This is a genomic window from Amycolatopsis sp. NBC_01480, assembly GCF_036227205.1.
Lineage (GTDB): Bacteria > Actinomycetota > Actinomycetes > Mycobacteriales > Pseudonocardiaceae > Amycolatopsis.
Genome location: NZ_CP109442.1, coordinates 4,544,187 through 4,562,624, shown reverse-complemented (window position 1 = coordinate 4,562,624; position 18,438 = coordinate 4,544,187). Strand labels below are relative to the sequence as shown.

Annotated in this window: 16 protein-coding genes and 2 tRNA genes; 5 read left to right on the top strand and 13 right to left on the bottom strand. The window is 69.7% G+C overall.

Translation table 11 applies throughout. The features are described from left to right. Nucleotides 1–42 precede the first annotated feature (42 nt). From OG371_RS21915 to OG371_RS21875, 9 genes are all read right to left on the bottom strand, one after another. Nucleotides 43–933, bottom strand: coding sequence for an amidohydrolase family protein (locus OG371_RS21915; protein WP_329072039.1), 891 nt, complete (start codon nt 931–933; stop codon nt 43–45). Then, nucleotides 930–1,412 (bottom strand): SsrA-binding protein SmpB, encoded by a 483-nt coding sequence (smpB, locus tag OG371_RS21910; RefSeq protein ID WP_220246577.1) that lies wholly within the window; start codon nt 1,410–1,412, stop codon nt 930–932. The genes OG371_RS21915 and smpB overlap by 4 nt, the downstream gene beginning before the upstream one ends. Before the next feature lie 51 nt (nt 1,413–1,463). Continuing rightward, nucleotides 1,464–2,357: a permease-like cell division protein FtsX gene (gene ftsX / locus OG371_RS21905; protein ID WP_091620482.1), complete on the bottom strand. Its 894-nt coding sequence runs from the start codon at nt 2,355–2,357 to the stop codon at nt 1,464–1,466. 57 nt (nt 2,358–2,414) lie between these two features. Beyond that, nucleotides 2,415–3,104 carry a cell division ATP-binding protein FtsE gene (gene ftsE, locus OG371_RS21900; RefSeq protein ID WP_329072034.1) on the bottom strand — a complete coding sequence of 230 codons (690 nt, stop codon included), beginning with the start codon at nt 3,102–3,104 and terminating at the stop codon, nt 2,415–2,417. Between the two features lie 158 nt (nt 3,105–3,262). Further along, a complete protein-coding gene (gene prfB / locus OG371_RS21895) occupies nt 3,263–4,366 on the bottom strand; it encodes a peptide chain release factor 2 (protein WP_329072032.1) in 1,104 nt (367 codons plus the stop codon). Nucleotides 4,367–4,429: 63 nt separating this feature from the next. Further along, complete coding sequence (locus OG371_RS21890; RefSeq protein ID WP_328606695.1) at nt 4,430–4,930, bottom strand: PadR family transcriptional regulator; 501 nt, start codon at nt 4,928–4,930, stop codon at nt 4,430–4,432. Nucleotides 4,931–5,280: 350 nt separating this feature from the next. Beyond that, a tRNA-Met gene (locus OG371_RS21885) sits at nt 5,281–5,354 on the bottom strand. A gap of 353 nt (nt 5,355–5,707) precedes the next feature. Next, nucleotides 5,708–5,781, bottom strand: a tRNA-Met gene (locus OG371_RS21880). A gap of 67 nt (nt 5,782–5,848) precedes the next feature. Continuing rightward, nucleotides 5,849–8,821 carry a UPF0182 family protein gene (locus tag OG371_RS21875; protein ID WP_329073243.1) on the bottom strand — a complete coding sequence of 991 codons (2,973 nt, stop codon included), beginning with the start codon at nt 8,819–8,821 and terminating at the stop codon, nt 5,849–5,851. A 165-nt stretch (nt 8,822–8,986) separates the two neighbouring features. Here OG371_RS21875 and OG371_RS21870 point away from each other — a divergent pair, with 165 nt between their 5' ends. After that, nucleotides 8,987–9,547 (top strand): PPA1309 family protein, encoded by a 561-nt coding sequence (locus tag OG371_RS21870; RefSeq protein ID WP_329072028.1) that lies wholly within the window; start codon nt 8,987–8,989, stop codon nt 9,545–9,547. A 141-nt stretch (nt 9,548–9,688) separates the two neighbouring features. Here the strand turns inward: OG371_RS21870 and OG371_RS21865 are convergent, their stop codons facing one another. Beyond that, the gene (locus tag OG371_RS21865; protein WP_442876177.1) at nt 9,689–10,708 is read right to left on the bottom strand and encodes a YlbL family protein; all 1,020 of its coding nucleotides are present in this window, start codon (nt 10,706–10,708) and stop codon (nt 9,689–9,691) included. Between the two features lie 191 nt (nt 10,709–10,899). Here OG371_RS21865 and OG371_RS21860 point away from each other — a divergent pair, with 191 nt between their 5' ends. After that, nucleotides 10,900–12,372 (top strand): zinc-dependent metalloprotease, encoded by a 1,473-nt coding sequence (locus OG371_RS21860; RefSeq protein WP_329072024.1) that lies wholly within the window; start codon nt 10,900–10,902, stop codon nt 12,370–12,372. 131 nt (nt 12,373–12,503) lie between these two features. On the opposite strand, the gene OG371_RS21855 is transcribed toward OG371_RS21860, so the two are convergent. Further along, nucleotides 12,504–13,013 (bottom strand): M48 metallopeptidase family protein, encoded by a 510-nt coding sequence (locus OG371_RS21855; protein WP_329072022.1) that lies wholly within the window; start codon nt 13,011–13,013, stop codon nt 12,504–12,506. Between the two features lie 220 nt (nt 13,014–13,233). Here OG371_RS21855 and OG371_RS21850 point away from each other — a divergent pair, with 220 nt between their 5' ends. The 3 genes from OG371_RS21850 to OG371_RS21840 all read left to right on the top strand — a co-directional run bounded on the left by OG371_RS21850 (nt 13,234) and on the right by OG371_RS21840 (nt 16,719). Further along, nucleotides 13,234–14,277, top strand: coding sequence for a hypothetical protein (locus tag OG371_RS21850; RefSeq protein ID WP_329072020.1), 1,044 nt, complete (start codon nt 13,234–13,236; stop codon nt 14,275–14,277). Between the two features lie 60 nt (nt 14,278–14,337). After that, nucleotides 14,338–15,681, top strand: a complete 1,344-nt coding sequence (locus tag OG371_RS21845) for an ABC1 kinase family protein (protein ID WP_329072019.1) — start codon at nt 14,338–14,340, stop codon at nt 15,679–15,681. A gap of 102 nt (nt 15,682–15,783) precedes the next feature. Beyond that, a complete protein-coding gene (locus tag OG371_RS21840) occupies nt 15,784–16,719 on the top strand; it encodes a hypothetical protein (RefSeq protein WP_329072017.1) in 936 nt (311 codons plus the stop codon). A gap of 623 nt (nt 16,720–17,342) precedes the next feature. On the opposite strand, the gene OG371_RS21835 is transcribed toward OG371_RS21840, so the two are convergent. Continuing rightward, nucleotides 17,343–17,525 carry a hypothetical protein gene (locus OG371_RS21835; protein ID WP_329072016.1) on the bottom strand — a complete coding sequence of 61 codons (183 nt, stop codon included), beginning with the start codon at nt 17,523–17,525 and terminating at the stop codon, nt 17,343–17,345. Further along, on the bottom strand, nt 17,522–18,406 hold the full coding sequence (locus OG371_RS21830; RefSeq protein WP_329073242.1) for a class I SAM-dependent methyltransferase: 885 nt from the start codon (nt 18,404–18,406) through the stop codon (nt 17,522–17,524). Before OG371_RS21830 ends, OG371_RS21835 begins: the two co-directional genes overlap by 4 nt. Nucleotides 18,407–18,438: the final 32 nt, after the last annotated feature.

Genomic DNA, 18,438 nt, shown 5'->3' with positions numbered 1-18,438 from the left:
CCCCGGTCAGGGTTCCCGCCCTGGCCGGGGGTTCTCCGGCGGTTAAAGCAGCCCGGCGGGCGTGTCGTGCAACACAGCCCGCAGGAACGGCTCGCCGAGGCGTTCGTCGGCCGCCCAGCCGGCGATCGCCTGCAGCTGCGTGGCGTAGGAGTACGGGATGTTCGGGAAGTCCGTGCCGAGCACCACCCGGTCGGCGACGCCCGCCAGCCGCGCCGTCCAGTCCGGCGGCAGCGGCGCCATCTTCGCCACGAACGGCACGCCGACCATGGTGGTGTCGATGTGCACCCGCGGGTAGCGCTCCATCAGCTCGAACGCGGCGGTGAACTCGGGCATCGCGGAGTGCGCGAGCACGGCCGTCAGATCGGGGTGCTTCGCCAGCACCTCGCCGAAGACCTGCAGCCCGGTGAAGTTCCCGCGCAGCGGACCGTGTCCACAGTGGACGACCACCGGCACGCCCGCGTCGGCCAGCGCGCCCCAGACCGGCGCCAGCTGCTCGTCACGCGGGTCGTACGCGCCGATCTGGACGTGGGCCTTGAAGCAGCGCGCGCCCGCCCGCAGCGCCGCGTCCACATAGGACGCGGCCGAGGGCTCGGGGAAAAACGTGCCGGTGCGCACGGCGTCGGGCACCTGGTCCGCGAAATCGCCGGCCCAGGAGTTCAGCCACTCGGCCATGCCCGGCTTGTGCGGGTACACCAGCGGCGCGAACCGCTTGACGCCCAGCGACCGCAGGGTTTCCAGCCGCTCCTTCTCCTCGGTGCGGTAGAACACCGGCCACTCGGTGCCGTAGTGCTCGGTGGCACGGTCGAAATACGCCCACACCTTGTCCATCACGGACTTCGGCAGGAAGTGCACGTGCAGGTCGACGAGCCCGTCCAGGCCGACGGACGCGGTCCATCGCCTGACGTCTTCGTCCGACGCCGGACCCACCGTCACTCCGTGAACCGGCCCTTCAGCGCCCGGCCCATGGCCTTGCTGATGTCCCGCTCGGCGTCGCGCTTGGCCAGCGTCTGCCGCTTGTCGTAGGCCTTCTTGCCCTTGGCCAGCGCGATCTCGACCTTGACCTTGCCGTCCTTGAAGTACATCGAGAGCGGCACCAGCGACAGGCCGCTCTCCTTCGTCTTGCCGATCAGCTTCTCGATCTCACCGCGGTGCAGCAGCAGCTTGCGCGTGCGCCGCGGCGTGTGGTTGGTCCAGGTGCCCTGCGTGTACTCCGGGATGTGCACGTTGCGCAGCCACACCTCGCCGTCGTCCACGGTCGCGAACGCGTCGGCCAGAGAGGCCTTGCCCTCACGAAGGCTCTTCACCTCCGTGCCCTGGAGCACCAGTCCGGCTTCGTAGGTGTCCAGGATGGAGTAATCGTGCCGAGCCTTGCGGTTCGACGCGATGACCTTCTGTCCACGTTCTTTGGGCATGATGACGACTCTACGTGATTTCCGGGCCCTGAGCAGGTGGTTAACCCGCGGCTAGTGTCGGACGTACAGACGGAGCGTGACGTAGCCGGTGATCGCCGAGATGACCACCGAGACCGCGAGCAGTATCGGCGCGACCGGGAACAGCAGCTCCAGCGTGGTGATCTGCGGGAACACCTCGCCGGTGAACACGGTGTCGAGGAACGAGACCTTGGTCAGGATCAGGAAGACGGTCCCGAGCACCGCACCGACCACGCCGGCGACCACCGCCTCCAGCAGGAACGGCAGCTGTGTGTACCACCGGGTGGCGCCCACCAGCCGCATGATGCCGACCTCCGTGCGCCGGGTGAACGCGGAGACCTGGATGGTGTTCGCGATCAGCAGCAGCGCGGCGACGGCCATGATCAGCGCCATCACGAACGCGATGTTCCGCACGCCGTTGAAGACGTTGAACACGCGGTCGAGGAACTTCTTCTGGTCGTCGACCTTCCGCACGCCGGGCTGGCCGGTGTACTGCTTGATGATCGCGTCGGAGCGGTCCGGGTCCTTGAGCTTGACCTGCAGCGACGCAGGCAGCGCCTCCGGCCCGGTCAGCGACAGCAGCTCCGGCTGGCTCGCGAAGATCTTCTTGAACCGGTCGTAGGCCTGGTCGCGGTTCTCGAACACCACCGAGTCGACGCCGGGGTTGTTCTGGAGCGACTGGCGCAGCCCACTGCACAGCGCCTGCTGGCAGTTCTTGTCGTTGGCGCTGATGTCGTCGACCAGGCTGATGGAGATCTCGACCTCGGCGAGGAAGTTCGCCTTCATCTTGTCGATCGTGCGCACGGCGAGCAGGCCACCGCCGAGCATGGCGAGGGAGACCGCCGTGGTGAGGATCATCGCGATGGTCATCGTGACGTTCCGGCGCAAACCGGTGAGGACCTCGCTGAAGACGAAACTGGCACGCATCGCAGGTGTCTGTCCCTTGTCGGTTTCGGGGCGTTCGGGGAGGGTCTACGGCTTCGGTCAGCGACCGATGCCGTACACCCCGCGGGCGTCGTCACGGATCACGCGGCCGAGCTGGAGCTCGACGACCCGGCGCCGCATCGAGTCCACGATGGAGTGATCGTGGGTGGCCATGAGCACGGTGGTCCCCGTGCGGTTGATGCGTTCCAGCAGCAACATGATGTCCTGGCTGGTGTCGGGGTCCAGGTTCCCGGTGGGCTCGTCGGCGAGCAGCACCAGCGGGCGGTTCACGAACGCGCGCGCGATGGCCACGCGCTGCTGCTCACCGCCGGAAAGCTCGTTGGGCAGCCGGTCGGCCTTGCCGTCGAGGCCGACGAGCTCCAGCACCTCGGGCACCACCTTCTTGATGGTGGGCCGCGGCTTGCCGATCACCTCGAGCGCGAACGCGACGTTCTCCGCCACGGTCTTGTTCGCGAGCAGCCGGAAGTCCTGGAACACGCAGCCGATCGTCTGGCGCAGGCGGGGCACCCGGCGCCGGGCCAGCTTCGCGACGTCGAAGTTGGACACCATCACCCGGCCCTTGCTCGGGACCTCCTCGCGCAGCAACAGCCGCAGGAACGTCGACTTCCCCGAACCCGACGGTCCGATGAGGAAAACGAACTCGCCCTTGTCTATGTCGACCGACACCCGCTCGAGGGCGGGACGGGTCGAGGTCTTGTAGACCTTGGAAACCTCTTCGAGCCGGATCACGGTTCGGCATACTACCCATGGACCTCGTTAAGCCCGGGTTGCCCGTGCCCCGTAAAGCGGGCAAGGGACCCCCGCCGTCGCCAAGCGTGGCCGAACCGTCGCCAGGCGGTAGCAGAAGTCCCTTGCTCGCGTGCCGGAATCCCCGGCGGTGAAGAAGATCAGGCGACGCCGGCCTGCTTGCGCCAGCGGATGCCGGCCTCCAGGAAGCCGTCGATGTCGCCGTCGAGCACCGCCGAGGGGTTGCCCACCTCGAACTCGGTCCGCAGGTCCTTGACCATCTGGTACGGGTGCAGCACGTACGAGCGCATCTGGTTGCCCCAGCTGGAGCCGCCGTCCTTGAGCGCGTCCATCTCGGCGCGCTCTTCTTCCTTCTTGCGCAGCATCAGCCGGGCCTGGAGGACCTTCAGCGCGGCCGCCTTGTTCTGCAGCTGCGACTTCTCGTTCTGGCAGGAGACGACGATGCCGGTCGGCAGGTGGGTGATGCGCACCGCGGAGTCGGTCGTGTTCACGCTCTGTCCACCCGGGCCGGACGAGCGGTACACGTCGACGCGGATGTCCTTCTCCGCGATGTCCACGTGGTCGACCTCTTCGACCTCGGGCAGCACCTCGACGTGCGCGAACGAGGTCTGGCGGCGGCTCTGGTTGTCGAACGGCGAGATCCGGACCAGCCGGTGCGTGCCCTGCTCGACCGAGAGGGTGCCGTACACGTAGGGGGCGCTCACCTTGAACGTCGCCGACTTGATGCCCGCCTCTTCGGCGTAGGAGATGTCGTAGACGTCGGTGGGGTAGCCGTGGCGTTCGGCCCAGCGCAGGTACATCCGGAGCAGCATCTCGGCCCAGTCGGCCGCGTCGACGCCGCCGGCTTCCGAGCGGATGGTGACGACGGCGTTGCGGTCGTCGTACTCGCCGGACAGCAGCGTGCGGACCTCGAGCCCGTCGACGTCCTTGGTCAGGCCGGTGAGGTCGTGCTCGGCCTCGGCCATGCTGGCGGTGTCGCCCTCGGCCTCGGACAGCTCGTACAGCACGGCGAGGTCGTCCAGGCGCTGGCGGAGCTCGGAGACGCGCCGCAGCTCGCTCTGGCGGTGCGACAGCTGGCTGGTGACCTTCTGCGCCTCCTCCGGGTTGTCCCAGAGGGTCGGGCTGGAGGCCTGCTGTTCGAGCTCGGCGACCTGCGCGCGCAGCGCGTCGAGGTCCATCACCGACTCGATCTGGGCCAGCTTGCCGGTCAGGTCCTTCAGCGCCGCATCGAACTCATCACTCACGTTTAGCAAGGTTACGGCAAAACCCACGACCGGTTGCGCACCGGTCGTGGGCCGCGCGGAACCTCAGGCCTGCGGGATGGCGTCGAGCAGCTTCAGGGCGGCCTTGGCCTGCGCCTGGGCGAACTCGGCGACGGCCTTGGCGTAGGGGCCGTCGGCCGCCTTCGTCGCGACCTTCGCGTCGTCCAGCTGCTGCTGGTAGCTCGTGCGGGCGGTCTCGAGCAGGGCCGCGCGCTGCTTGATGGTCAGCGAGCCGGCGTGCACGAGCCGCAGGATGAGCGGGCTGCGCAGGTGGTCGGGCCCGGCCTCGGACGCGAGCCACGTCTTGAAGGCCTTCTTGCCCGCCGCGGTGAGCACGTACTGCTGGCTCGACCGGGGGCCCTGCTTGCCGAGGCGAACGAGGCCCTCCTTGGACAGGGCCGGGAGCTCGCGGTAGACCTGGCTGCGGGTGACACTGAAGAAGGCGCCGAAGCGCTCGTCGGCGCCGGCGACCAGCTGCCCGCCGGTGGCGGGACCGTCGTGGAGCAGACCGAGCAGAGCGGCGGCAGTTGCATTCAATTCGGACACACCTCTACGTTCCCACTTATTCGCCGCTGTGTCCACAGTGGTCTCGGGATCTGTCCATTGTGGCTAGTGTTATCCCCTCTTTCGGCCCAATCCGACCGCCGGTCCACAGTGGACCCGACCACGCTCAGCAACCGATCCGCCCTCCACCCAGCCCTCCCCCACTCCCCGCAACCACCACACGGGCGCATCCACCCCAGCAGCCGACCAAACGGTCCAACCCGACCACCCCGGGGGGATCCAAGGGGGCGAAGCCCTCCTTGGCGGGGGTTCGGGGGTCCAACCCCCGAGACGAATGCGAAAGAGGCCCTTGTCTTCGCGCTTTCTGCGAAGACAAGGGCCTCAGACCTCTGTAGCGGGGACAGGATTTGAACCTGCGACCTCTGGGTTATGAGCCCAGCGAGCTACCGAGCTGCTCCACCCCGCGTCGTTGTGTTAATAGATTACACCCCTCGCCCCACCCCTCCCACGCACCCCCCGTTAACCCCACCGCAACCCCCTGACCAGCCCCAACCCCCACCCAACCCCCCACAACCCCTCGCACCCCAACCCAACATCCCCACACCCAGCCCCCTCACCTCCGCCTAACACCGTTAAGGCCCCGCCCCGCCTCACCCCGCCCCACCGGTCACCTCCCAACGCCACGCACCCACGGCAATTGGGGGATCCAAGGGGGCGAAGCCCTCCTTGGCGGGGGTTCGGGGGTCCGACCCCCGAAACGAATGCGAAAGAGGCCCCTGTCTTCGCGCTTTCTGCGAAGACAGGGGCCTCAGACCTCTGTAGCGGGGACAGGATTTGAACCTGCGACCTCTGGGTTATGAGCCCAGCGAGCTACCGAGCTGCTCCACCCCGCGTCGTGGGACCTACCTTACGCCCGGGGGTTTTCCGGGCGCAAAGCAGGTGCCACTTGGGTCAGGGACGTCACCCGCCACCGGGCTGGTTGGCGCCGCTGCTGGCCGGCGGAGTGGTGGTCGGCTTGGCCGCCGTGTACTCCTTGGTCGCCGCGTCGAGGGCGCTGAGTGCCGCGCCCTGGTCGGTGAAGTTGCCGGATTGCTGGGCGGCCTTGAGCTGGCTCAGTGCCGCCTGGATGTCGGCCACGGCCTTGTCGAGGGCCGGGTTGCTGCCGCCGGAGTTGGCCGGTGGCGTGGTCGGCGACGTCGGTGTGGTGGGTGTGGTCGGTGGCGTTGACGTGTCGCCCAGTGGCGGCGTTGTCGCGGCCGCGCCGGTGCCCGCGCCGAACACTTGGTCCAGCGCCTCGTTGAGGGTCGAGGCGAAGCCGATCTTCGCGCCGTAGGACACCAGCACGCGGGCCAGCTGTGGATAGCTCAGCTGGTTGCGCTGCCGGATGTACACCGGTTCGACGTACAGGAACCCGTCCGCGACCGGCAACGTGATCAGGTTGCCGTAGATCGGGATGACGTTGGGGTTGTTGAGCAGCGTTCTGTCCTGGGCGACCCGTGGATCGCTCTGGAATCTGTTCTGCACCTGCACGGGCCCGTCGACCTGGTTGGCGCCGCTGGCCGGCGGTAGCCGGAGCACTCTGATCGTCCCGTAGTCGCCGGGATCGGAGGACACCGACATCCAGGACGCGAGGTACTGCCGTTGCAGACCGGTGAGCGCGCTGGTCAGCTGGAACGTCGGTTTTCCTTCCCCGGCCGCGTTGGCGAGGACGTAATAACCGGGTTGGTTCGCGACGTTGGCCGCGGCCGTGGTGGAGCTGCCGTCCTCGGTCGGGTCCTGCGGCACGCTCCAGAAGGCCTGCTGCGCGTAGAACTCCTGCGGGCTCGACACGTGGTAGCGCGCCAGCAGCTCACGCTGGATCTTGAACAGGTCCTCCGGGTACCGGAAGTGCGAGCGCAGCTCGGGCGAGATGGCGGAGCTGGGTTTCACCAGTCCCGGGAACACCTTCTCCCACGCCTTCAGCACCGGGTCCTTGTCGTCCGCGGAGTACAGCGTCACGGTGCCGTCGAACGCGTCGACGGTCGCCTTCACCGAGTTGCGGATGTAGTTGATGGAGTTGTTGGCCTGCTTGGTGACGCCGTTCAGCGAGTCGTTGGTGGCCTCGCCGAGCTGGGTCTGCTGGGCGTACGGGTAGTTGTTCAGCGTGGTGTAGCCGTCGACGATCCACTGGATCCGGCCGCCGACCACCGCGGGGTACGGGTCGCCGTCGAGGGTCAGCCACGGCGCGACCTTGCCGACGCGCTCCCGCGGGTCGCGGTTGTACATGATCTTCGAGTTCGCGCCGATGGCGTCGGAGAACAGGATGTTCCGCTCGCCGTACTCGGCCGAGAAGACCAGCCGGTTGAACCAGTTGTCCAGCGAGACGCCGCCCTTGCCCTGGTAGATGTAGCCGCGCTGGCTGTCGGTGTCGTACTCGCCCGGCGCCGTGCCCGGCTGGCCGCCGACGATGGCGTAGTCGTTGGTCAGCTCGCCGTAGTAGATGCGCGGCTGCGAGACCTGGATGCCCGGCTGGCCGCCGACGGAGCCGGCGCCGGTCGGGTTCGTCGTGTCGCTGGTGGTGGCGATCGGGTAGCCGCCGTCGGAGTTCGAGTCCTTCACCGCGCGGTCGATCGTGTTGGCCGGCGCGGCGACGAAGCCGTTGCCGTGGGTGTAGACGAGGTGCTTGTTGATCCAGCTCGTCTGGTTGCCGGTGAGGCCGTCGGTCTTGATCTCCTTGGCCGCCACGATGTAGTCCTGCGTGGTGCCGCCGACGTTGTAGCGGTCGACGTCGAGCTTCGCCGGGAAGCCGTAGAAGTTCTCCCGGCCGACGCGCTGGGTGAAGGTGTCGCTGAGGATGTTCGGGTCCAGCAGCCGGATGTTGGACACCGTGCCGGTGTCGGCCTTCACCGCGTCGGCGCTCGCCTCGGTCTTGCCGGGGTAGTCCTCGTACTTCACGTTGTTCAGCCCGAACGACTGCCGCGTCGCGTCCATGTTGCGCTGGATCGAGGCGGCCTCCTTGTCGTTCGCGTTCGGCTTCACCGAGAACTGGTCGAGGATCGCGGGCCACGCGACACCGACGAGCACGTTCGACAGGATCAGCAGGACGAGCGCGATCGCCGGCAGCTGGAGGTTGCGCAGGAACGCGCCGGCGAAGAACGCGACCGCGCAGATCACCGAGATGCACAACAGGATCAGCTTCGCCGGCAGCACCGCGTTCAGGTCCGTGTACGTGGCGCCGTTGAACAACGGCATGTCCCGATCGGACAACAGCAGGTTGTACCGGTCGAAGAAGTACTCGACGGCCTTCAGCAGCACGAAGAGGCCGACGGTGATGGCGAGCTGCGCGCGCGTCGGGCCGGCGAGCTGGCCGCCGCGGCCGGCGAGGCGGATGCCGCCGAAGATGTAGTGCGCGATCAGCGCGCCGAAGAACGAGATGACGATCGTGATGAACAGCCAGCCGAGCAGCCAGTTCACGAACGGCATGTCGAAGGCGTAGAAGCCGATGTCGTGGCCGAACTCCGGGTCCGTCTGGCCGAACGGCGTGCCGTTGAGGAACAGCTGGATCAGCTGCCAGTCGCCCATCGCGGACGCGCCGGCGATGAGCCCGGTGATCAGCGGGATGCCGATGCCGAACAGCCGGATGCGGCTGACGATCAGCGAGCGGTAGCGCGACAGCGGGTCGTCGGCGCCCGAGACGGGCACGAACACCGGCCGCGTGCGGTAGGCGATGGTGAGGCTGATCGCCAGCGCCCCGCCGACCAGCAGCCCGACCGCCACGAAGAGGACTATCCGGGTCAGCAGCTCCGTGGTGAACACCGACCGCGCGCCCACCTCACCGAACCACAGCCAGTCGACGTACGTGTCGAGCAGCCTGACACCCAGCAGCAGCGCCAGCACGATCACCGCGGCGATGATGAGGAGGATCCGGCTGCGGCGGGACAGCTTCAGGCTCACGGGGGGCCGAGTCGCCACGGCAACGCTCCTGTCTTCGTGAACATGTTCGCGGGGACAGCGTCGTCCCCTGACGGTCTAACTCTACGGATGGGTGCCCGAGTTCCCCGGACCGCCCGAACCGGGCGTCCGACGGCGGCGCGCGGACCGGCCTGGGACGATGTCGCCATGTCACCGAGTGAGCCGCCTGCCGCCAATCCCGTCGCCGGCCTGGCCCGGGAAGTCGAAGAGTTCGTCGCCTCCGGCGGCTGGGAGCAGCCGCCGCAGCTGTTCGCGCTGGTGCCGACCGCGGCGCTGCTCGACGAGCAGCCGGAGCTGGCCGGCCAGCTCGACCGGTCGAGCCCGCTGACGCCCGTCGCCCAGGAGGCGCTGCCCGAAGGAGACCTCGCCGAGTCGCTCGGCCGGATCGCCTGGCCGGAGATCGTCGTGGGCTGCGCGCTGGCGCAGGAGATCATCGTGCTGCCGCCCGACGTCGAGGCCGAGCTGCCGGGGTTGGAGGAGGCCGACGCCGACCGCCTGCGCCGCGCCGCGGCGGACCACCCGCGCCGCACCGAAGCCCGGCTCGTCGCGGCCGTCCTGCGCGAAGGTGACGCCGCGTGCGTCATGCGCCTGCGCGGCGCGCTCCCCGACGCCCCAGAAGGCGACGACGAGGCTGTCGACGAGATCGTCGAGAGCCCGGACCTCGCCCCGAACCTGCTCGAAGCGCTCAAAACCACGCTGATGCCCTGATCGCACCGGCCACGCCGGCCGCCGATGCCGCGGCCGGCGTTGGCCTGAGTGCTGTTGTCTTCGTAGTGCGCGCGGCGTTCGGTGCGGAGGCCTTCGAACGAAGGCGTTCCGTTCCGGACGGGCGTCAGCACTCGGTTTCCTTCAGCAGTGTGTGGTCGGCCGACCGGCCTTGAGGTTCTCCAGCTGGGTCAGTGCGTCGTCCAGAGTGGACACCTTGATCAGGTTGAGCCCGTCCGGCTTGGCGGAGACGGCCTCGGCGCAGTTGTGCTCCGGCACCAGGAAGTCGGTGGCCCCGGCCTCGCGCGCGCCCACGACCTTGAACGAGATGCCGCCGATCGGCCCGACCACACCCGTCTCGCTGATCTCCCCGGTGCCGGCGATGTGCCTGCCCCCCGCGAGATCGGCCTCCGCCTTCCCCGGCGGGGTAAGGCGGTCGATGATCGCGAGGGTGAACATCAGGCCGGCCGACGGGCCGCCGACGTCCTGCAACGAGATGCCGACGTTGAACGGCGCGACGGCGCGGTCCGAGGCGGTCAGTCCCATGAAGCCCTGCGTGCGGTCGGAGCGCTGCGCGAGCGTGATCGGCACGGTCCGGACGGGCTGGCCGTCGGCCTGGAAGGAGATCGGCACGGACTGGCCGGGCTTGGTGCTGGTCAGCGCCGCGGCGACGTCCGCGGCCTCCTTGACCTGCTTGCCGTTGACGGTGACCAGCTTGTCGCCAGGGGCGAGCACGTGGTCGGCGGGGCTGCCGGAGACGATCGTCTTGGCGACGACGTCCACCGGATAGCCGAGGTGGCGCAGGGCGGCGACCTGGGCGTTGCTCTGCGAATCCTGCAGCTGCTGGATGTTCTCCTGCTTGACCTGCTCGTTGGTCTCGCCGGGCTTGTAGTACTCCTCGCGCGGCGCGAGCGCGTAGCGGCCGCTGGCCCAGAGGCCGAGCGCGGTGAAGAGGTTGATGCCGTCGTTCAACGAGACCGTGGTCATCCGCAGTTCGCCGGTCGTCGGATAGGTCTGCTGCCCGTTGACCTGGATCACGGCGTTGCCGGCGGCGTCGCGACCGAGCGTGTCGTAGGTCGGTCCCGGGCTGATCGCGACGTACGGCACCTGGACCAGGAAACCGACAACGACGAACACCAGGAACAACGCGCCACTGACCAGCAGGGTCCAGCCGCGGCGGGTCATTCGCCGCTCGGTGCGGGCCCGCTCCCGCGGTGGCTCGCTCCGGCTGCTCTCGGTCGCGGTCTCCTCGTCGGGTTTGGTCACGTGCGACAGCGTACGGTGACCGTGTTCGCTTCACGGTTAAGCCCACGCTTGACGCGCTGAGAAGGGCCTGACCCGCGTACGGTGGACTCATGAGCAAACCCCCGTTCGGTTTCGGACCGCCCGATCCCGACAGACGAGGCGACAACGATCCTTCGGAGCAGCCGACCGGCCCCGAGGCCTTCAACCAGCTCGGACAGATGCTGAGCCAGCTGGGCCAGATGCTCAGTCAGGCGGGCACTTCGAGCGGGCCGGTCAACTACGACCTGGCGAAGCAGATCGCCCTGCAGAACCTGAGCGGCAGCGACGACGGCAAGATCGGGTTCTCGTCGTCCGACGCTTCCGGGGACTCCTCCACGGCTGTACGGGATGCCGCGCACCTGGCGGAGCTGTGGCTCGACGCCGCGACGATCCTGCCCGCGGGCGCGACCACCACCGTCGCGTGGTCCGCGCGCGCCTGGGTGGAGAAGACCCTGCCCACGTGGCAGCGGCTCTGCGACCCGGTGGCGCAGCAGGTGTCCGGCGCGTGGATGCAGGCGCTGCCCGAGGAGGCCAAGCAGGCCGCCGGGCCGCTGCTGTCCATGATGGGACAGATGGGCGGGATGGCTTTCGGCTCCCAGCTCGGCAACGCGCTGGCGCAGCTCGCGCAGGAGGTGCTGACGTCCACGGAGGTCGGCCTGCCGCTGGGCCCCGCCGCGACGTCCGCGCTGCTGCCGGCCAACATCGAGAAGTTCACCGAGGGCCTGGAGCTGCCGAGCAGCGAGGTGCTCGTGTTCCTCGCCGCGCGTGAAGCCGCGCACCAGCGCCTGTTCGCGCACGTGCCGTGGCTGCGTCAGCGGCTGCTGGCCACTGTGGAGGAATTCGCCCGCGGGATCACTGTGGACACTTCGGCGCTCGAATCGCTGGCCGGCCAGATCGACCCGGCCAACCCGGCGAGCATCGAGGAGGCCATGTCCTCGGGCCTGCTGGAGCCGCAGACCACGCCCGAGCAGCAGTCCGCGCTCAAGCGCCTGGAGACGATGCTGGCTCTGGTCGAGGGCTGGGTGGACGTCGTGGTCGCCGAGGCGATCGGCGACCGTCTGCCGGGAGCCGAAGCCCTCCGCGAAACCCTCCGCCGCCGCCGTGCGACGGGCGGCCCGGCCGAGCAGACCTTCGCCACCCTCGTCGGCCTGGAGCTGCGCCCCCGCCGCATGCGCGCGGCGTCTTCCCTGTGGAAGCTCGTGGGCGACCGCCACGGCATCGACAAACGCGACGGCCTCTGGTCCCACCCGGACCTCATGCCGACCGCCGAGGACCTCGACGAGCCCCTCGACTTCGCCGACCGTCTCGCCGACCCGGCCACCCTCCCGGACGACCTGGACCCGATCGCGGAGCTGGAACGCACGGAACGCCGGGAACAGGAAGCCCGCGACCGCGCTGACCCTTCGGCCTCTTCGGACGCGCCGTCTTCGGGTTCGGATTCGGGTACGTCGGGCAAGGACCAGCCTGCCGACTCGGGCTCCGCCTCAGACTCCGACTCTGATTCCGCCTCGGGCAAGGACGAGGGCACCAACCCCTCGAACTGACCGCCCCCTCGATCCGCCGTCTCGCCACCCAGCGAGGCGGTGGCTGGGCAGGTAATTCAGGGCTCGTCAGTGTTTGTGCCGGTTAGAACCGGCACAAACACTCACGAGCCCTTCACCAGGCAGTGCCTCCCTCAATCGTCCGTGGAGATCCCCCAGCCTGCCGCCGCGGACAGCCCTTCCAGGTAGCCCATGGCGCGCTCGGTTTTCGGGTAGCGGTTGACGAGCGCCCAGAACGCCGCGTCGTGACCGGGCTCGCGCAGGTGGGCCAGCTCGTGGACCAGGACGTAGTCCAGGACCCACGGCGGGACCCGCCGGAGCCGGTCGCTCACGCGGATCGTGGCGTCGACCGGTGTGCAGGACGCCCAGCGCGTGCGCATGGGCGGCACCCAGCGCACGCTCGCGGGCAGCGCCTTGCCGTCGAGATACCTCGACGCCAGCACGGCGCACCGTGCCAGCAGCGCTTCGTCCGACGCCTTCGGCGGCGCCGCCTTCTTGGGCTCGGAGCGCTGGAGCTTGCGCTCCATCTCCGCGACCCAGTGCTTCTCCTCCGCACGGGTCATCCGCGCCGGGATGAGCACGACGAGGGTGTCGTCGTTCCAGTACGCGGTGACCGTGCGGTGCCGGCGCTGGCTGCGCCGCACCTCGACCTTGTGTTCAGGAGTGTCCGATGGGGGGATCACTGCCCCCCGGCCCCGCAGCGAGGGCATCCGTGCTTCGACCACTCGACAACGGTAAGGCCAGCCACCGACAACTCCGAGAGCCGAAAGGTCACAGCCCTGAGTTGTCCACAACTGGGCCTGCCTGTGGACAACTGCCTTTTCCGACCCGGCTCGCCGCGGCGCGGGTGTCAAGCTGGCCGGCATGATCTTGTCCACCGTTCCGCCGCCGGATGTGCTGCTCCCGGCGTACCCGACGCTGCTTCCCGGGCTTCACCTGCTCGAACGCGGCGAAGACGAGGTCCAGCTCGGCCTCGACCCGCGCCACGGCGTGGTGGTGTCCGGGCTGGCGCCGAACGTCGTCGACCGCGTCCGCGGGCTCGACGGCAAACGCGGCCTCGAGGCGATCCTGCTCGCCGAGAGCGAACACCGTGACCAGCTCCGGCTGCTGCTCAAGCAGCTGACGGCATTGGGCCTCGTCACGGAGGCGCCCAGCCACGCCGCGCGACGGGTCGAGACCGGTCTGTGGTCACTGCGCGCCCGCCACCACCAGACCGCGCTGACCGAGCGCCGCAGGCAGGGCATCGTCACCGTCCGGGGCGAAGGACGGCTGGCCGTCGCCGTCGCCCTGCTGCTCGCGAACGCCGGTGTCGGGCACATCGACCTGCGAATGAAGGGCACGGTGGCCGAATCCGACCTCGGCTCCGGGCTCACCGCCGCGGAACTCGGCCTACCCCGCCGCCGGGCGCTGGCCGACGTCCTCGCGCGGGTCGCCCCGGAGGTCGTTACGACCCGCAACCACAGCGGACGCGCGCCCGACGTCGTCCTGCTGACCGACGCCGTCGTCCCGCCGCCGGAGGAGGTCGCGGAACTGATGGAAGGCGGCGTCACGCACCTGGCCGCCCGGGTCCGCGACGGCACCGGCATCGTCGGCCCGCTGGTCGTGCCCGGCCGAAGTGCCTGCCTGCACTGCTGTGACCTGCACCGGACGGACCTGGACCCGTCGTGGCCGCGCATCGCGAGCCAGCTCGTCGGGTTCGTCCAGCGTCCCGACCTGGGCGCGGTCCAATCGTGCGCGGCGCTGGCCGTCGCGCAGGCGATGCGGGTGCTGTCGCCGAGCCTCGAGCCGCCGCCGACCTGGAACACCACGCTGGAGCTCGACGCTTTCGAGGGCCGGCTGCGCCACCGTTACTGGGAGCCACATCCGGACTGCACCTGTGGCGCTCCGTGCGTACTGCAGGAGACGTAGCCCACAGACACGACGTCAACAGGCTGCGGCGGTCCTCTCGACCAGGGCAGAATCTTCAGTGTGACCGACTTCCGCGACCGCCCAGGAGACCGCGAACCCGCTTTGCCACGCCGAGGTGCCGCGCGCACCGCGAAGCTGGCCAGTCTCCCGCTGGGGATTGCCGGACGTGCCGTGGGCGGGTGGGGGAAGCGGCTCGCGGGACAGAGCGCGGAGCAGGTCAGCGCCACGTTGTCGGCGAAGGCCGCCGAGCAGCTGTTCGAGGTGCTGGGCACGCTCAAGGGCGGCGCGATGAAGTTCGGCCAGGCGCTGAGCGTGTTCGAGGCCGCGGTGCCCGACGACATGGCCAAGCCGTACCGCGAAGCGCTGACCAAGCTGCAGACGGCCGCGCCGCCGATGTCCGCGAAGCAGACCCATCGGGTGCTCGCGGAGCAGCTGGGACGGACGTGGGAGGGCCGGTTCTCGCACTTCGACGACGAGCCGGCCGCGTCCGCCAGCATCGGCCAGGTCCACCGCGCGACCTGGCACGACGGCCGCGAGGTCGCGGTCAAGGTCCAGTACCCGGGCGCCGACGAGGCCCTGCGCAGCGATCTGCGGCAGCTGCAGCGGCTCAGCCGGCTGTTCCAGGCGTTCGTGCCCGGCACCGACGTCAAGCCGCTGCTGGCCGAGCTGGCCGAGCGGATGGACGAGGAGCTGGACTACCTCGCGGAGGCCGATCACCAGCGAGCCTTCGCGAAGGCGTTCGAGGGCGATCCGGCGTTCCTCATCCCGCGCGTCGTGGCCAGCGCGCCGAAGGTCGTGGTGAGCGAGTGGGTGACCGGCACCCCGCTGTCCCGCGTGATCGCGGACGGGGACCAGGAGACCCGCAACCTCGCGGGCCGGCTGCTCACGGAGTTCCACTACTCGTCGCCGGCGCGGGCGCACCTGCTGCACTCCGACCCGCACCCGGGCAATTTCATGCTCACCGACGACGGCCGCCTGTGCGTGATGGACTTCGGCGGCGTCTCGAAGCTGCCCCTCGGCATCCCCCGTCACCTCGGCGAGATCACGCGCCTGGCCCTCGACGGCCACTCCGACGACCTCATGCGTCTGCTGCGCGAAAACCGCTTCATCCGCGGGGACTCGGACCTCACCGCCGATGAGGTGCTGGCCTACCTGTCGCCGTTCACGGAGCCGCTGGCCACGCCGACGTTCCACTTCACGCGCCGCTGGATGCAGCGCCAGGCGGGCCGGGTCGGCGATTCCCGCGGCAGCGACTTCCACGTCGGCCGCTCGCTGAACCTGCCGCCGGAGTACCTGATGATCCACCGGGTCACCGCGGGGTCCACGGGGATCCTCTGCCAGCTCGACGCCGAGATCCCGGCGCGGGGCATCGTGGAGCGCTGGCAGCCCGGCTTCGCCGGCTGAGTTGTCCACAGGCCGAGGGGCGGAAGGGGCGCCTCGGCCGGAGTTGTCCACAGATCGCCCGGACCGGTTCCACCCGGATGGCCGAGCGGTCATGATCGAAGTATGGCGACTACTGAAAGCGCAGAATCGCTGGCGCTCAGTGACACCGTCTGCGGTGTGCTGACGAGCAGGCAGCTACGCGAGGTCGGGGTATCCGCGCGAAGAGCCGCGCGGTTGGCCGGTCCCGGCGGCCCGTGGCGAAGGCTGTACCCCGGCGTGTTCCTGCTGCACGACACCCCGCCGACGCGGCGCCAGCTGCTGCACGCGACGATCAGCCGGCACGGCCACGAGGCGGTGATCACGGGGGCCGACGCGCTTCGCGCCCATGGCGTCCACCGTCCGCTGACCGGCCAGATCCAGTTGCTGGTTCCGCATTACCGGCGGCTCGCACCCGACGCGGGTGTGCTGACCTGCCGCACGGGCCGGATGCCCGAGCCGGTGATGATCGACGGGCTGCCCTTCGCCCCGGTCGCGCGCGCCGCCCTGGACCTCGCGCGCCGGGAGCCGGACGCGGCCGTCGTCGAGGAGCTGGTGACACTGCCGCTGTACTGGGGCCTGGCCGATCGCGCGGAGCTGCTGGCCGAGCTGGACGCGGGCAACCAGCGCGGCTCGGCGACCGTCCGCGCGATCCTGCGCGGCCTCGACGAGCGAGACACCTTCGCCCACGGCCTGGCCGCGAAGGTGCTCCGCGGCACTCCCCTGCCGGCGCCGATGTGGAACGTCTCCGTCTGCGACCGCCGCGGCCGCCGCATCGGCACGGCCGACGCTTGGTGGGACGAGGTGGGCCTTGCCTGGCGCTACCTGACCGGCGTGGGCGTCGGCGATTTCACGCACCTGGCCCTGACGGCGACCGGCACCGTGCTGGCCCGCTGCACCACCCAGCAACTGCTCGACAACCCGGACGAGGTCGGCCGCGAACTGATCCGCGCCTACACCCAGGCCGCGCGCACGCCACGGCCGAAAGTCCGCGCGGTGCACGAGGTCGGGACTGCGGCGTGAGAACGCTTCCCACGGCCTGGTCCCCACCGGATACGCACCCGCGACGATCCACCCCGCGCCACCAAGCCACCCCGGCAGGCCAGGCACCAGACGCAGCCGGACTCAGACGACGCGCGGCGATTACCACTACTCGTCAGGGAGTTTGGCCTCAACGTCGCGGACGCAGCACGAGAACACTTCTCGCGGCGTGGCTCCCACCGCAAACACACCCTCGACGATCCACCCTGCGCAACAAGCCACTCCGGCAGAGCAGGCACCCAGACATGACCGGGATCGGGCGACGCGCGGCGGTTGCCAGTACTCGTCAGGGAGATTGGCCGCGACATCGCGGACACAGTGTGAGAACACTTCTCACAGCGTGCTTCCCACTGCGGACACACCCGCGACCATCCGCCCCGCGCCACCAAGCCACCCCGCGAAGGCGGGCGCCGGACGCAGCCCGAATCGGGCGCCGCACGGCGGTTGCCAGTACTCGTCAGAGAGCTTGGCCCCGACATCGCGGACGCAACGTGAGATCGCTTCTCGCGGCGTGGCTCCCACTGCGGACCCATCCGCCAAGCATCGGCGGGCCACTCCGCCAGGGCGAGCGCCGGATGCGGCCGGAACCGAGCACCGCACGGCAGTTACCAGTACTCGTCCGGGAGTTTGGCCTCGATGTCGCGGACGTGGTCGCGCGCGCAGCCAGGGCACAGCCAGCGCTCTCGGCCGTCTTCCTTGGTGGAGACCCAGGACAGGCTGTCCAGCGAGTTCCGCTCGGCCGAACGGGCGCGGCCGCAGCGGGAGCAGGTGGCATCCGGCGCCGTCATGGCCGGCGTCCACAGTGGATGGTTTTGGCGCCGAGCAGGTAGAGGTCCCGGCGGGCGCCGACGAAGTGGGGGCCGTCCGGGTCGAGCAGGGCGTCGACTGTCGTGCGGTCCTCGGCGGTGAACTGGTCACCGGCGAACTCGCGCAGGCGGTCGATGCGGTTGACCACATAATCCGCGAGCGAGTCCGGGCCTGGCGACGGGTGGTGGACGAGCGCGCCGAACGAATCGACCTCGGTCAACCCCGCCCGGTCCAGAGCGACGGGCCAGCCGTACGGCATCGGGACGGCACTGTCGATGCCCTCGCGCATCCCGATGAACCACTCGGCCTGCGCGGCCAGCATCCGGTTCTCCAAACCCGGCCGGCCGACGCCGAGATCCCAAGGCAGGCAACGGAAGTCGAGACCGCCCTCGGCGAGCGCGACGAGGCCGCCGGGCTTCGCCACCGCCGCGACCGTCCCGACCGCGGCCTGCTGGTCCGCCAGGTGATGCACCACGTGCGACGCCCAGACGAGGTCCGCCGGCGGCAGGGTGTGCGGCAAGCCAGTGTCGGCGAGGTCCCCGAGGATCGCGTGGACCTGGACGGGCCCACGCCCCTGCGCCGCATGCTTGTCAGCCACCGTGCGTTCGGCTTCTTCGAGCAACGCCGGGGTAGCGTCCACGAGCACGACCGTGCCACCCGAAAGAGCAGCGAGTTCGCGGGCGAAGTGCGTGCTCATGCCGCCCGCGCCGCAGCCGAGGTCGACGATCGTCGGACGGGGAGGCAGGGCGGCGACGAGCCGGCGGGCGGCAGTGGCCATCGCGACGGCGTCGAGGGCGTCGGCGGCACGCAGGTGCGCGAGGCGGTCCGCCCAGTCGATGTGGTCATGGGTGTGTGCGGGCACGGCTTCATTCAACACCAGCAGCACGGTGCCAC

Bases quoted from the DNA above. Each gene is read 5' to 3' on its own strand.
- smpB (WP_220246577.1), bottom strand. From the start codon at position 1,412: ATGCCCAAAGAACGTGGACAGAAGGTCATCGCGTCGAACCGCAAGGCT.
- ftsX (WP_091620482.1), bottom strand. From the start codon at position 2,357: ATGCGTGCCAGTTTCGTCTTCAGCGAGGTCCTCACCGGTTTGCGCCGG.
- OG371_RS21870 (WP_329072028.1), top strand. From the start codon at position 8,987: ATGTCACCGAGTGAGCCGCCTGCCGCCAATCCCGTCGCCGGCCTGGCC.
- OG371_RS21860 (WP_329072024.1), top strand. From the start codon at position 10,900: ATGAGCAAACCCCCGTTCGGTTTCGGACCGCCCGATCCCGACAGACGA.
- OG371_RS21850 (WP_329072020.1), top strand. From the start codon at position 13,234: ATGATCTTGTCCACCGTTCCGCCGCCGGATGTGCTGCTCCCGGCGTAC.
- OG371_RS21840 (WP_329072017.1), top strand. From the start codon at position 15,784: ATGGCGACTACTGAAAGCGCAGAATCGCTGGCGCTCAGTGACACCGTC.
- OG371_RS21835 (WP_329072016.1), bottom strand. From the start codon at position 17,525: ATGACGGCGCCGGATGCCACCTGCTCCCGCTGCGGCCGCGCCCGTTCG.